The 15,947-nt window shown below is 65.9% G+C and carries 4 protein-coding genes; all 4 read right to left on the minus strand.

All coding sequences use genetic code 11. The features are described 5' to 3' along the window. Window positions 1-13 precede the first annotated feature (13 nt). The 4 genes from ASD22_RS08670 to ASD22_RS08685 all read right to left on the minus strand — a co-directional run bounded on the left by ASD22_RS08670 (window position 14) and on the right by ASD22_RS08685 (window position 15,924). On the minus strand, window positions 14-5,134 hold the full coding sequence (locus ASD22_RS08670) for a non-ribosomal peptide synthetase (RefSeq protein WP_082520194.1): 5,121 nt from the start codon (window positions 5,132-5,134) through the stop codon (window positions 14-16). 190 nt (window positions 5,135-5,324) lie between these two features. Beyond that, window positions 5,325-13,103, minus strand: a complete 7,779-nt coding sequence (locus ASD22_RS08675) for a hybrid non-ribosomal peptide synthetase/type I polyketide synthase (RefSeq protein ID WP_056081856.1) — start codon at window positions 13,101-13,103, stop codon at window positions 5,325-5,327. After that, on the minus strand, window positions 13,100-14,983 hold the full coding sequence (locus ASD22_RS08680) for a non-ribosomal peptide synthetase (protein ID WP_056081859.1): 1,884 nt from the start codon (window positions 14,981-14,983) through the stop codon (window positions 13,100-13,102). The genes ASD22_RS08675 and ASD22_RS08680 overlap by 4 nt, the downstream gene beginning before the upstream one ends. Next, window positions 14,983-15,924 (minus strand): cupin-like domain-containing protein, encoded by a 942-nt coding sequence (locus ASD22_RS08685; RefSeq protein WP_056081862.1) that lies wholly within the window; start codon window positions 15,922-15,924, stop codon window positions 14,983-14,985. The genes ASD22_RS08680 and ASD22_RS08685 overlap by 1 nt, the downstream gene beginning before the upstream one ends. Window positions 15,925-15,947 lie beyond the last annotated feature (23 nt).

A 15,947-nucleotide genomic window follows, 5' to 3' on the forward strand; every position in this document is an offset into this window, starting at 1 on the left:
AGGCTGGTCCATGTCATTTGATCCCGAACAGCCGACGCAGGCGCATGCCCAGCGACGCGTTGCCCGAACCGGCAACCGCTTTCGCCTCGGGCAGCTCGGCGGCCAGCGCCGACAGCGTGCTGGTGGCCACATCGAGCAACGCAATGCGCACGCCGGTTTCACGTTGCACGCGATTGGCGAACTCGACGGCCAGCAGCGAATGTCCCCCGATATCGAAGAAATTGTCGTTGCGCCTAATGTCGCTTACGCCAATCAGATCGCTCCATACCGCGGCCAGGTAGGCTTCCCGCGGGTTATCTAGCGTGGGGGCGGTCGCCATCGTGGTGCTGTGGCCGACAGCACCGGCAGCCGAGGGTTCGGGCAAGGCCTTGCGATCGATCTTGCCGTTGGGCGTCTTGGGCAAGGCATCGAGCAACTCGACATGTTGCGGCAACATGTAGGCCGGCAGGCGTGCACGCAGGTGCTCGCGCAGCGCTCGGGCCACATCGGTGCGATCGCCATCGACGACGGCGTACAGCACCAACCGCAAGTCGTTGTCACCGAAGCGGTGCGCCACCGCGACGCATTCGCGCATGCCCGCATAGGCATCCGCCGCAGCCTCGATGTCGCCTGGCTCGATACGATATCCACGAATCTTGATCTGGTTGTCGACGCGCCCGTTGAAATACAGCACGCCATCGCGCCAGCTGCCGAGATCACCGGTGCGATACATGCGCGCGTCACCACCGACAAACGGGTCGGCGAGGAAACGTTCGGCGGTCAGCTCGGGCTGATGGAGATAGCCGTCCGCCACGCCATCGCCGCCGATCCAGATTTCACCGATGAGGCCGGGCAGCGTCGGCTCGCCGTTGGCGTCGAGCACGTAAATACGGGTATTGGCAATCGGCTTGCCCAACGGCACTTCGGTCAGCCCCGGGCGGACACGGGCCACGGTCGACCAGATCGTGGTCTCGGTGGGGCCATACAGGTTCCAGAACTCGCGGCAGCGACCGGCCAGGCTGTTGGCCACTTCCAGCGGCAGGGCCTCGCCGCCCACGAACAGGCGCAGGTTGCGCACCTCGTTGTCGCGTCCGGAATCCATCAGCAACCGCAACAGCGAGGGTGTCGTCTGCAGCACGTTGCAACCGCTGCGCTCCACCAGATCCCACAGCGGTTGCGGCTCGTGGTGTTCTTCCTCGGTAGCGATCACCAGGCGGGCGCCAACGATCAGCGGCAGATACAACTCCAGCCCGGCGATATCGAACGACAGCGTGGTCACCGCGCACAACACGTCATCCACCCCGAAACCGGGCTCGTGGCTCATGCTGAGCAGGAAGTTGACCAGGTTGCGATGAGTGATGCCCACGCCCTTGGGCTTGCCGGTGGAGCCGGAGGTGTACAGCACATAGGCCAGGTTTTCGCCGCTGACGGTCGGCAGCGCCATCTGTTCTTCAGGCTCCTTCAGCAACTCCGTGACGTCCAGCAGGAGACGATTCGACGCCACTTCCTGCGGCAACAATCCGGCGTCGGTCACCAGTACATGCTGCAGGCCGGAATGGTCCGCCATGTAGTGCAGGCGTTCCGCCGGGAAGGTGGGATCCAACGGCACGTAGGCCGCGCCGCTGCGCAGCACGCCAACCACCGCGATCAACATCTCCAGGCTGCGGGGCACGCAGATCCCCACCAGCTTGCCGCGCCCGATACCCCGACGCAGCAGCGCGTGGGCCAGGGTACGCGTCGTCCGATCCAGCTCCCCGTAACTGATCGATTTACCGCCGCACTCGGCGGCCACCTGCCGTGGAACCCGCTGCATCTGCGCTTCGACGAGCGCGGTCAAGCCCTGCTCGCGCGCGTACGGCGTCGCGGTGGCGTTCCATTTTTCCAGCACTTCGTGGCGCCCGGCGGCGCCCAGTAGGTCGATCTCGGCGACGCTGATGCCCGCGGTCGCCATGATGCTTCCGAGCCCTGCCACACAGGAAAGCAACGCCTCGTAGAAACCAATCCATCGGCGCACGGTGACCGCATCGTAACGCGCAGTGGCGTAGTGCAGATTGAGCGCCAACGCTTTGCCGCTGTCGCTCAGATTGAAGCTCAGGTCCCAATCCATGGCTGCACGCGGGCATTCCTGCAATTCGTAGCTCAATCCCTCGAAGGCCACGGAAGGAACCCGGGGCAACAGGTTGAACTCGACCCCGGTCAACGCTGCCTCACCATTATTGGCACGCACACCCAACATGCGCTGGATTGCGGTCAGCGTCAGTCCTTGATGATCAGCCGCCTCGAGCAAGGCCGCATGCGTTCGGGTTACCAGTTCATCAAACGGCAAGGCCGGCTCGACCTGCATGCGCAGCGGCAGCGAACTTACGCCGTCACCCATCAGCGCCCGGGTATCCGCAAGGGCCAGGCCGGCAAACGGTACGGCAACCGCAAAATCGCACTGGCCGGACAGGCGTGACAACAACACGCCAAAGCCGCTCAGCAGCAAGCTGCACAGACTCACGCCACGTCGGCGTGCCTCACTTCGCAGCAGAGCGGTCAATGCAGGCGAAAATTCATGCCGTTCGGTTGCTGCAGCGTAGTCCGGCTGCAACGGTGTCGGTCTGTCGGAGGGCAACTTCAGGGTCGTCGGTGGAACGGCATAGACCTGATGCCAGTACTTCAGTCTCTCCGACTCGCCGGAGAGACGACGCTCACGACCGTCGATCAGGTAGCGTCGGAACGACAATGGAGCTGCCAGCTCAGGCTCGCGCCCCAAACACAACGCATTGTAGACGACAGCCAACTCGGCAACGAGGACCGCCAGCGACCAGCCGTCAAACACCAGATGATGCGCGATCACATGCAGGGCGTAGCGCCGCTCGTCGAGCCGAATCAGGGTGAAGCGCACCAGCGGCGGGGCCGCCATGTCGAAAGGTTGGCGCACTTGCTGCTCGCAGTACGCCTTCAACCGCGCGTTACCTTCACTTGGCAACGAGCCCCAGTCCAGCTCGACCAACGGCAGTGGCACGTCTGCGTGGAAATGTTGGCAACTGCCATCGACGGCAAAGCTGAAACGAAGCGCCTCGTGTCGAGCCCATATCATGGCGAGCGCTTGTTTGAGTGCGTCGGTATCCAGCACGCCGTCCAGATGCAATACCGAAGACTCGTTGAACGTCAGGGCAGCCATGCCACCAAACTGACTGACAAACCATTTCTCCATCTGCCCGTCGCTCAACGGCACATCTGCCGGCAGATCGACACCATCCGGCTCCAACGGAGCCACCTCGACGCCTGTCATCCGTGGAAAGTCGATGGCCGACAACGCTTGCACCTGCTGCCTTGGCGTGGGCAAGGTGTAGATCGCCACCGTATCCGGCGCCCCACCGGCCAACGCGCGCAGACGTGTGACAAACGTCATCACCAGCAACGAATCAGCACCCTGATCAAACACGTTGTCGTCGGCATCCAGCAGGGGCGCAACCAACAGCTCGCGCCACAAGGCCACCACACGCTCCTCCAGTGTCGCATCGACCGCCAGAGGCAACGCTTCAAGAGACACCGGGGACATCGCTTCGAGCCGAAGCCGATCGATCTTGCCGTTTGGCGTCATTGCCAACGCGTCGCAGAAAAGCAATTGCTGTGGTTGTGCAAACGACGGGAGCCGGGCCTTTAGATACGGCATCAGTTCGGCGCGTAATTCCGCCTCGGTTCGCGCGCTGTCCATTGGAACTATGTGGCCGACCAGACGCCTTCCGTTTACGGTGACCGGCGCCACAACGGCGCCCGTACGTACCGCTGGATGGGCAAGCAATACCGACTCGACCTCACCAAGCTCCACGCGATAGCCGGCAATCTTGACCTGGTCGTCCATACGGCCCAGAAACACGAGACGTCCATCCGGTTCACGGCGTACGCGATCACCGCTTCGATAGACGCGTTCATCCACACCGTCGGAGTTACCGAACTGGGCGAAGCGTTCGGCATCGAGTTCGGGCCGGTTGATGTAGCCATCAGCCAGGCTTTTGCCGCCGATCAGCAGTTCACCCTCGCTGCCGTCGGGTACGGCTCGCAGGAACTCGTCGGCGACATGCAAGCGCACATGTGGCAGCGGGGCACCAATATCAGGACGCTCGGGCCATTGTGCAGGGTCTCCTGACAAGGGTTTGCTAGTGACAAATACGCACGACTCCGTCGGCCCGTATTCGTTGTGAAGCACGGCACCGGGCAGTGCCGCAAACAGCTTGCGGATCGCCGGAGTAATCGATAAAGCTTCGCCACCCGTCATCAGGTCGCGCAGTTCGCCCGGTAACACACCGCCTTCGGCGCGGGCCTGAGCCACAGCACGAAGTGCCACATAGGGAAAAAATGCACGCTCAATGCGTTGATCGTGCATGAGCTCCAGCAGGCGGAATGGATCAATCCGCTCGGGTGCGGCGGCCATCACCAAGGTACCGCCGGTGGCGAAGGTCGCAAACAAGTCGCGTACCGATGAATCGAAGCCAAGTGTGGCGAATTGCAGCACTCGCGCAGCTCTGCCTAGGCGCGGATGGTCTCGATGCCACGCCACCATCTGTTCCAACGCCCGTCGCGACAGTACGGCACCCTTGGGTCGGCCGGTGGAGCCAGAGGTAAACAATACGTAGGCCGGCAAACCGGCATCCACCGGCACCGGTGCAGCCAATGCATTGGCTGCCCCTGTCGCGCCGGATTCGACAAACAGCGACCCGAGCGAGCGCAGCAGGTCATCGGGCGCACCTGGCACCCGCACACCCAGCCGCGGGCGTGCGTCCTCGAGCATTTGGGCCAAGCGGGCCGGCGGATAGGACAAATCCAACGGCAGGTACGCCGCACCTGCGGCGTATACCGCAAGGATGCCAATCACACTCTCGACGGAGCGGTCGCAGGTAACCGCAACCACGTCGCCGGGAACCACCCCAGCCGCACACAACTGCCCCGCCAGAGCCAGCACGCGCGTGCGCAGTTCGGCGTAGTCGAGCACGGATCGATTGTCCGACAACGCCACGCACCCCACTTCCGCGTAAGTCGGACACAGAAAGCCCAGCGTCAAACCATCAACATCCATCACTTTCCCCTGTATGTAGGCATATCCATCATCATCGAACGGACTGCCTGCAATCCAACCCCGCACAGATGCAACCAGCAGCGGCGCGGGCATTCACGACACCCCGAGTAGCCGGCGCATCGTGATTACCTCTCCGGAAATCCCATAATTGTGACGTCTATCGCAGACCATTAAACGTCATCTATGGTCGCACATCGAAATTCCCGATCAAATCAAGCCGCGCGCAAACAGTTGCCGGCCTGGTGAGGGAGCTTTTCCGGCACCCTGCAGCGGCAGCCATTTTTCAGCGCAACCCCAGCAAACGACGCAGACGTGTCCCCAGCGAGGGAGCGCCGGATGCGGTGGTTGTGGCGGCAGCCGGCAGCTCGTTGGCCAGCGACGCCAGCGTGCCGGTGGCGATATCGAGCAAATGGATGCGCACCCCGGTTTCGCGCTGAACCCGGGTGGCGAACTCGACTGCCAGCAGCGAGTGACCGCCGACGTCGAAGAAATTGTCGCTCTCGCGGGCATCCTCGACCCCGATCAGCTCGCGCCAGATGTCCGCGATGTAGATCTCGCGCAGGCCCATCTGCGTCGACCGTTTCGCCGAGCCCGGTGAGGGCGCGGCGAACTCCGCCGCTCGCGTGGGCAGCGGCAATGCCTTGCGGTCGATCTTGCCGTTGGGTGTCTTGGGCAGGCTCTCGAGCCGCTCGATGTGTTGCGGCAGCATGTAGGCGGGCAGCCGGTCGCGCAGCCGATCGCGCAGTTGGGCGAGCCAGGCCGGGTCGTCCACCGCTGCCGCCACGTACAGCACCAGCCGCACGTCGTTGTCGCCGAAGGGCTGCGCTACCGCCACGCATTCGCGCACGGCCGGGTCGGTGCCCGCCGCGGCCTCGATGTCGCCCGGTTCGATGCGATAGCCGCGAACCTTCAGCTGATGATCCACGCGGCCGTGGAAGAACAGCACGCCATCACGCTCACTGCCCAAGTCGCCGGTGCGGTACATGCGCGATCCGTCCGTGGCGAATGGATCGGGGCGGAAGCGCTCCGCGGTGAGGTCGTCGCGGAACAGGTAGCCATCGGCCACGCCATCGCCGCCGATCCAGATTTCGCCGACCTCGCCTTGCGGCACTGCTTGCTGCTGCTCATCGAGGATGTGGATGCGCGTGCGGGCGATCGGGCGCCCCAGCGGCACCGGGCCCGGACCCGGCTGCACCTGCATCAGGGTGGACCAGATCGTGGTTTCTGTGGGGCCGTACATGTTCCACAGCTCACGGCATTTCCCGGCCAGCAGGTCGGCGGTGGCCCGCGGCAGCTCTTCGCCACCCACCAGCAATTTGAGCTTGCGCATGACGCCCGTGGCATCGTGGTCGGCCAACATCCGCAACAGCGCGGGCGTCGTTTGCAACACGCTGGCCTGGCACTCGCGCAGCAACTGCAGCAACGCGTCGGGGTCGCGCCGCTGCGCATCGCTGGCCACCACCACGCGGGCACCGGCGATCAATGGCAGGTAAAGCTCGAGGCCGGCGATATCGAACGACAGGGTGGTGACCGCGCACAACACATCCGCTTCGTCGATACCCGGCTGCGCACGCATGCTGGTGAGGAAGTTGGCCAGATTCCGGTGCGAAACACATACGCCCTTCGGCTGACCGGTCGACCCTGACGTGTACAGCACGTAGGCCAGGTCGCTGCCTTCGACGACGGGCAAGGCCGCCGCTGCGTGTGTGCCGGTTTCGATATCGGCGATGGCCAGCAGTTCGCGGCCACGGGCTACGCTGGCCGGCAGCGCATCGACCTCCGCCGTCAACACATGCCGAAGCTGTGCGTGCTCGGCCATGTAGCGCAGGCGCTCCTCCGGGAACGCGGGATCGAGCGGAACGTAGGCAGCACCGCTTTTCATCACGCCCAACACCGCAATCAGCATGTGCTCGCTGCGCGGCATGGAAACGCCAACCAGCTGACCCTTGCCGACGCCGCGCGCGCGCAGTGCCTGCGCAACGGCGGTGGCCCGTCGGTCCAGTTCGGCGTAGGAAAGCGTGCGTTCTTCGCACGCCACGGCAATGTGCCGCGGCGTTCTTTTCACTTGCGCGTCGAGCAGCGCGATCAAGGTATCCGCGGCGCCCGTCCGCTCGCCCCTCTGGGCCACTTGGGTACCGTTGCCAATCATGTCCGCAAGCACGGCTTCGTACGTCTGGATCCAGCGACGGATGGTGGCGTTGTCGAACCTGGCCGTGGCGTAGTGAAGATCCAGCGTGAGCGTTTTCGCTGTGTCGTTGAGGTTGAAGAACAGGTCCCACGCCAGCGCGGCGCGACGGCAATCGTGGAGCTCGTGCTCCAGGCCGCTGAAGGCGACGTCCGGCACACGCGGATTGAGGTTGAAAATCACCCCGGTCAATGGCGTGCCGCCGGCGCGGCGATGCAGGCCGAGCGCACGCAGAATGTTCATGAAGGTGATGTCCTGGTGCTCGGACGCGTCAAGCAGCGCTGCATGCGTGCGACTCACCAGCGCCGCCGTGGTCGCGGCGGGATCCACCTTCAACCGCACCGGCAGCGTGTTGACGCCATCGCCGATCAGCGCATGGCTGCCTGCCAGCGCCTGGCCAGCAAACGGGATACCGACCGCGAAGTCGTGTTGCCCGGTCAAGCGCGAAATCCACGCGCCAAAGCCAGCCAACAACAAGCTGTACAGACTCACGCCCAGCCGGCGCGCTTCCTGTTTGAGCGCGGCGGTCAGCGCGGGCGGGAACGCATGGCGCTCGGTTGCCGCGGCAAAGTCCAGCGCCGCCTGCGGGTGGTCGCCTGGCAACTGCAGCGCAGCCGGTGGCGTCGCGTAGACGGCCTTCCAGTAATCGAGCTGACTGGCCTGCGTGCGGATTTGCCGCGACCGCTCATCCAGTACGTAGGCACGGAACGACTCCGCCACCGGCAGATCCGGCGCGCGGCCGGCGACGGCAGCGTTGTAGCAACGAGCCAGTTCATCCATGAACACGGCCACCGACCAGCCATCCATCACCAGATGGTGCGAGATCACGTGCAGACCATGGCTTCGTTCGCCCAGCCGCACCAGGCTGAAGCGCACCAGCGGCGCCCGGGTGGTGTCGAAAGGCAGGCCCATCTGCGCTTCGCAGTACGCAGTGAAGCGCGTCTGCGCCTCGTCACCGTAGCCCGCGTAATCCATCTCGGCCAGCGGCAAGGGCGTGTCATCGTTGACCCGCTGGCTTTTGCCATCCGCCGCGAAACTCAGGCGGAACGCTTCATGGCGCGACCATACCGTTTGCAGCGCCTGCCGCAACGCGGCCACGTCCAGCGCGCCCTCCAGCCGCAAGGCCATCGATTCGTTGAACGCCAACTCGGCAGCGCCGCCGTACTGGCCGCCCAACCATTTTTCCAACTGCCCTTCGCTGAGTGGCACTTCCGCGGGAAGCCCGGTGGCGGAGGCATCTGCCTCGACGCCAACCGCGGACGCGTGGACCGGTTCGGCCGAGGCGTCGCGTGGCGTCAGCACGTGGCCGTCCATCAGCGCATCCACCGCCGCCGTAACCGCTTCCACGATCCGCGCCACCTCGGCGTCGCCATGTGCCACCGAGAGGAAGCAGTTGAATTGTTCGTAGACGTGCAGGCCTTCGTGGCGCAGGCGATACCAGAACAGGCTGGCGCAGGGCTGATCGTCATCGACCAGGATGCGCCACAGCGAGCTGTAGCCCAGCGCGGTGAGCGGCGCGCGACGTGCCTTGAATACCGCATTGAGCTGATCGATCAGGCCGGTCGTGCGCGCATTGAGGCCGGCCTGCAGCGCCGGCCCCTGCTGCTTGACCCAGCTCAGCGCGGCATGAGCCGCGGCCAGCGCCAGCGGGTGGCGCACGAAGGTGCCGGCGAAATAGGTGACGCCCGCTTCGGGGTAGCTTTCGTCACCGAACTGCCAATGGCCGCCATCCAGCGCATCCATCCAGCGCGTGCCGCCGGCGATGGCCGCGAACGGCAGGCCGCCGCCGATGATCTTGCCGTAGGTGGCGATGTCCGCACGCACGCCGTAGTACTCCTGCGCGCCACCGGGCGCCATGCGGAAACCGGTGATCACCTCGTCGAAGATCAGTGCGCAGCCGCCGTCGTTGCACAACTCGCGCAACGCGCGCACGAACGCATGTGGCTGCAAGGTGGGGTGCTTGCTCTGCACCGGCTCGATCATCACCGCGGCCAATTCGTGGGCGCGCTCGTGGATGACGCGCAGAGCTTCGTCGCTGCCGTAATCGAGCACCAGCACGTTCTCCACCGCATTGGCGAGGATGCCAGGCGCGGCCGCGATCGAACGCAGCGTGCGCGTGCCGCGCACGATCACCTCGTCGAAGATGCCGTGGTAGGAGTCGCGGAAGATCACGATGGTCTTGCGCCCGGTCACGGTGCGGGCGATGCGCATCGCACCCATCACCGCTTCGGAGCCGGTGTTGCAGAACGCCACGCGCGGCATGCCGGTCATGTCGTTGATCAGCTGCGCCACGTCGGCGGTCAGCGGATGCTGCGGCCCGATCTCCATGCCGGCGTCGAGCTGCGCATGCAGCGCGGCGGTGATGAACTCGGGCTGGTAGCCGAGGAAGTTCACGCCGAAGCCGTTGAGCAGGTCGATGTATTCGTTGCCATCCAGATCCCACAACCGCGCGCCCCGCGAGCGCTCGACCACGATCGGGTAGGTCAGCTCCTTCCACAGCGGATTGAAGCCGGTGACCACGCGCGGGTCGGCCATCAAGGCACGGTGTTGCTGGCTGAAGGCCTTGGAGCGCGCGGTGCGCTGGCCATAGGCCTGGCTGAACGTATCCACCCACGCGCGCTGCGCCGGGTTCAATTCGCCATGACGCGCGGTGACGATGCGGGCGGACGCGCCGAACGGCCGTTCCACCAGATTGGCTTCCGGCACGATTTCGCCGGCGGCGACCTGGGCTGGCGCTTCAACGGGCGCAACCGCCGCCGTTCCGCCGGCCAGCGCGCGCAGCAATTCGGCCTGCTGGTTCATCAGCGCCATCTGGCTCTGGATCAGCTGGGCCAGCGCCGACGGATCGGTGCCGGCACCCGTGGGCGCGGGCGCCGCGATCATCGGGGCAGCGGCCGCGACAGGCTCGGCGGGGAGCGTCTCATCGAGCAGCGCCACCAGCCGCGAAACGCTGTCCAGATCCTCCATCAGCCGACGGAATTTCAGCTTCACGCCGTAGCGCCGCTCGATCTCCAGCGTGGCCTGGGTGAGCGCCAGCGAATCGAGCCCGAGGCTGAGAAAGCTGTCGCCCTCATGCGCGGGCGCGATGGTTTCGCCGCTGAGGTTTTCGAACAGTTCGCGCAGCTCCTGCGCCAGACGCGACGCGCGCGCCGGCACTGCCGGCGTCGCGGCGGGCGCGATGGTCGATGCCAATCCTTCGTGCATGGTGATCTTCCCTTCCGTGACGTGTTGCGTTGCCGAGGCCGCGGCGGGTGGCTCGATCCAGTAGCGCTCGCCGCGAAATGGATAACCGGGCAACGGCACGCGCCGGCGCTGCTGGCCCGTGAAATAGTCTGCCCATGCTGGTGCGACGCCCGCGCACCAGCATTCGCCCAGTGCGCGCTGCAGGTGTTCCGACGCATCGCCCGGACGCGCCGCCGGGCCAAGCGATGCCACCGCGCGGCCACGCCCATCGAGCATGCCGCGCGCCAGACCCGTCAGCGCCTGCGCCGGCCCGACTTCCAGCAGCACCGCTTTTTCCTGTCGCGCCAGCACGTCCTGCACTGCCTGGACAAAATGCACCGGCTGGCGCAACTGGGCGCACCAGTAATCCATCGAGGTGGCCTCGGTGGCCGTGATCGGCGCGCCGCTGACGCAGGAATAAAACAGGCGCTGCGGCGCGTGCAACATCACGCCCTCGAAAGCCTGACGGAAAATCGGCAGCGCGCCGTCCATCGCGGCGGAGTGGAATGCATGGCTCACCCGCAAGCGGGTTGATGCGATGCTGTCGCTGGAAAGCGCCTGCGCAAAACCATCGATAGCCGCTTCGCTGCCGCTCACCACGGTCAACGCGGGTGCATTGTGACCGGCGATTTCCACACCGGGCGGCAACCGCGACGACAAGCTCTCCGCATCCAGCCGCACCGCCAACATCGCACCGCGGGGTTGCGCGGCCATCGCCGCGCCGCGGGCGACGACCAGCTTCAGCGCGTCGTCCAGGCTGAACACGCCGGCGCGGCACGCGGCCACGTATTCGCCGATGCTGTGGCCGATCATGGCGGCCGGCTGCACGCCCCACGACTCCCACAGGTCGGCCAGTGCGTATTCCACCGCGAACAACGCTGGCTGGGTGAAACGCGTATCGGCCAGCGCGGCGTTTGCCGTTTCCTCCTCTCCGGCCGCGGGCTGGATCAGCGAACGCAGGTCGCGACCCAGGCAGGAGGATGCGATGGCGCAGCAACGCTCGAACGTATCGCGGAAAACCGGTTCGCTGTCGATCAGCTCGCGGGCCATGTGGGCATGCTGCGAACCCTGACCCGGAAACAGGAACACCGTGGAAACCGACGACGCTACAGGTGCCTGCGCGGATAGTTCGGCCAGCCTGGCGCGCGCGTCGGCCACGTCGCGGGCCACCACGCAACCGCGCACCGGCAGCGCGCGCCGTCCCACTGCCAGCGTGTAGCCGATATCGGGCAGTGAGGCGTCGGGGCGATCCGCCAGTGCATCGGCCAGCTCGGAGGCACGGCGCAACAGCGCAGGTTCATCGCGTGCGGACAGCGGCAACAGCGTGAACGGCCGGCCCGGCCCGGCGGCCTCGGGCAACGGCGCCTCCTCCAGAATGACGTGCGCATTGGTGCCGCCCACGCCGAACGAGCTGACACCCGAACGCCGCGGCCGTGCGCCGCGCGGCCAGTCGATCAGTTGATCGGCGACCTTGAACCGGCCGGACGCGAAATCGATCTCCGGATTGGGCGTGCGGTAATGCAAGGTGGGCGGAATCCTGCCGTGGTGCAGCGCCAGCGCGGCCTTGATCAAACCGGTCACGCCGCTGGCGGCGTTGAGATGACCGAGGTTGCCCTTGACCGACCCCAGCCAGCAGCTATCGCCGGCAGCCGGCGACGCGCCGAATGCACGGGTCAGCGCGGCGACCTCGATGGGATCACCCAGCGGCGTCGCCGTGCCATGCGCTTCCACGTAACCGATCGAATCGGCCTCCACGTCGGCGCTGGCCAGCGCCTGGGCGATCACCGCCGCCTGCCCGCGCACGCTGGGCGCAGTGAAGCTGGCCTTGTCGCCGCCATCGTTGTTGACGCCCACGCCGCGGATCACCGCGTAGATGGTGTCGCCATCGGCGATGGCCTCGGCAACGCGCTTCAGTGCCACCACCGCGCCACCGGACGAAAACAGCGTGCCATTGGCCGCCGCATCGAAGGGGCGGCAATGGCCATCCTCCGACTCCATGCCGCCCTCGACCGGCAGGTAGCCGGACGCCTGCGGCACCACGATGTTGATGCCGCCCGCCAAGGCCAGGTCGCACTGCCAACTCATTAATGCGTACCAGGCCTGCGCGATCGCCACCAGCGAGGTGGAACAGGCGGTGTGCACGCTCAGCGCCGGGCCGGTGAGGTCGAGACGATGGGCCACGCGGGTAGCCACGTAGTCCTTCTCGTTGGCCAGCATGGCGGCGAATTCGCCGGCGGCCTGGATCAGGTCCGCGCGCGAATCCACCAGCTTGCGGTAGCCGTTGTTGGAGGTGCCGGCGTACACGCCGATGCTGCCGGGAAACCGTTGCGAATCCACGCCGGCGTTTTCCAGCGCGTTCCAGCACAGTTCGAGAAACACGCGCTGCTGCGGATCCATCAGCAACGCTTCGCGTGCGGGAATGCCGAAGAACGCCGCGTCGAAACGATCGGCATCGGCGATCACGCCGCGTGCGGGCACGTAGCGCGGATGCGCCCGCAGGTCGGCCGCGATGGACGGCGACAATTGCTCGGCGGTGAAGCGGGTGATGCTCTCGCGTCCGGCCAGCAGGTTGCGCCACAACGCATCGACCGAATCGGCGTCGGGGAAACGCCCGGCCATGCCGACGATGGCGACGCCTTCGATATCCTGGTTCATTGCATGCCTCCACGCCTGGGCGCAAACCGCGCCAGCGCCGCGCGCTGACGATTGCCACGTGCCAACTCATCGGCTGCCGACGGCACCACGGCCGGTGCGTCCGACAACAGCGAGGCCAACCGGGCGACGCTCGGATGCTCGTAGATTTGCGCGGCGCTGAGCGTGTGAAAACCGCGGCGGCGCAACTCCGTCAACGCCCGCACGACGGTCAGCGAACGCGCGCCAAGGTCAAACAAGTTCTGCTGCACGTCGATCTCGACCAGGCCCAGCAGCTGTTGCCACAAGCCGCGCAACTGCTGCTGCAGCGGTGCGTCCTCCTGCCAGGTCAATGGCGGGGCGGTGTTCGCGTTCGCCAAGGCACGCCGATCGATCTTGCCGCTCGCGGTGAGCGGCAGCAACGGCACCACCACGAACGCGTGCGGCTGCAGATACGCAGGCAACCATTGTTCGCCATGCGCGCGCAGCTCCCGCAGCAGCACGGTTTCATCCATCTGCGCATCGCGCGGCACCACATGCGCTACCAGTCGCCGGCCTTGCGCATCATCCACCGCCACCACGACGGCCTCGGCGACGCCGGGATGGCGGCCCAGAACCGACTCGATCTCGGCCGGCTCGATGCGGAAGCCGTCCAGCTTGATCTGCTGATCCAGCCGGCCGCGATAGGCCAGCACGCCGTTACCGGTATCGCACACGCCATCGCCGGTGCGATACCAGCGCTCGCCATCGAGTTCGATGAAGCGTTCGGCGGTGAGATCCGCACGATGGATGTAGCCGGCGGCAAGGCAATCGCCGCCCAGCAGCAACTCGCCTTCGGCCGGGGCGTCGACATCGCGCAGTGAATCATCGACCAGGCGTACCCGCACATGCGGCAGCGGTTGCCCGATCGGCGGCAGCTCGGGCCAGTTCGCTGCATCGCCCTCCAGCTCATGCGCCGTGACCACATGCGTTTCGGTGGGACCATAGTGGTTGTGCAGCGCGCCACCGTCGAGCCCGGCAAACAGCGTGCGGATCGCCGGCGTGACACGCAACTGTTCACCGGCCGTCACCACGTCACGCAAGGTGGAAGGCATCTGACCACCGGTCGCCACCGCTTCGGCCAGCGCCTGCAGCGCCACGTAGGGCAGGAATATCCGTTCGACGCGTTGCCGCGCGATCAACGCCAGCAGCGCGTACGGATCGCGGCGCTCCGCTTCCGTGGGCAATACCAGTGTGCCGCCGACGGCGAAGGTCACCAGCATTTCCTGGAACGACACATCGAAGCTCAGCGGCGCAAACTGCAGCGTGCGCACGGCGTGCCCAAGCCGCGGATGCGCCACATGCCACGCCACCAGATGCCCGAGCACGGCGCTGCGCATGGCCACGCCCTTGGGACGCCCACTGGAGCCGGAGGTGAACAGGACATAGATCCATTCACCCGGCGCCTGCGGCGCAGGCGGTGTCATTGCCTCTGCCGCCGTTTCGAGCTCGTTGCGATCAACGCGGGTTGTGCCGTCGGGAAGTTCGTAACCGGCCTGCGCATCCGCGATGAGCAATCGCGGCCGCGCGTCTTCGAGCATGGCCGCCAACCGGGCCGGCGGATAGGCTGCATCCAGGGGCAGGCAGGCACCGCCGGCCAGCACAATCGCCAGCATCAGGATCAGCGTGGCGGGGTCGCGCTCGGCCACCAGCGCGATCACGTCGTTCGGCCGCATGCCCTGTGCCTGTAGCGTGGCGGCCAACCGACCGGCCCGATCCAGCAGCTCGGCGTAATCGATTGAAGCGTCATGCGCGCACAACGCTATCGCCTGCGGCCGCAGGCGCGCCTGTGCGCGGATCAGATCCAGCATGTACCCGGCGGCATGCTCGCTGGATGGCATCGTGTCGGCAATCACGACGGACATTATCGGTTTCCCCAACCGCGCGACTGGTTGGCACCGAAAGCCTCGCCCACACTCAACACCGGGCCTAGCAAACGCAGGTACGCGCCCAGCAAGAATCCCTTCAGCGGATGTCCCAGCCGCTGTCGCTGCTCGACCACGTCGCCGATGAACGCCGACCAGTTGTCCGGCCCCAGCTGATCGAACGCGATCGAGATCGTCATGTTCAAGCTGCGCGCGGTATGCCACCAGCCGCACGGCAGGAACAGCGTTTCGCCGGCGCGCACCACGATCTTTTGTGATTTCGCCTGGCGCAACAGCGGGTAGCGCTCGTAATCGGGATGGTGGTGATTCTGGATGCTGGATTGCCAGGGCATGTCCGGATTGACGTAGAGCAGGTGCTCCTGCCCCGGCGCGTACACGGTGAATTCCTTGTCGCCATGCAACTGGGTGATCCACGCATGCAGGCGCATCACGTCGTAATGCAGGTAGGGGAACTCGCCACCCGGACCACCGAAGAAAATCTCCAGGTTGTTGACCGAGCGGAACAACTGCTGCGGCAGCAGCGGGTTGGCCTGGCGGTCGGGCAAGCTGTAACGGAACCGCGGCGTGACCTCGGGCACCAGTTCGCGGAAATCCCTGGCGATCTCGAACTTGCACGGATACGGCGCCGGCTGCTCCACGGTGGAGGCTTCCAGCAGATCGATCAGCTCGCCCAGCGCGTAGTCGCGGCCGCGTACCCGCACCGTGCGACTGCCGTAGGCGCGGCGAAAATCATCAGGCGTGGCGCGCCCGTAAATGGGCCACTCGCGGGCGGCGTCGACCAGGATGACCGGCCGCCGGGGCTTGCGATATTCGGCGATGAACTCGCCCACACCCATGCCGGCGATGCGCTGCACCGGTACGACATCATCCGGCGGCATCAGGGCCTCGGACGCAACCGCTGCGGAAATCTGCTCGTTCATTGCCTTCGTCCCCTGTGTGCCGC

The sequence above is a fragment of the Rhodanobacter sp. Root480 genome (assembly GCF_001426645.1).
In the GTDB taxonomy this organism is placed as follows: Bacteria; Pseudomonadota; Gammaproteobacteria; order Xanthomonadales; family Rhodanobacteraceae; genus Rhodanobacter; species Rhodanobacter ginsenosidimutans.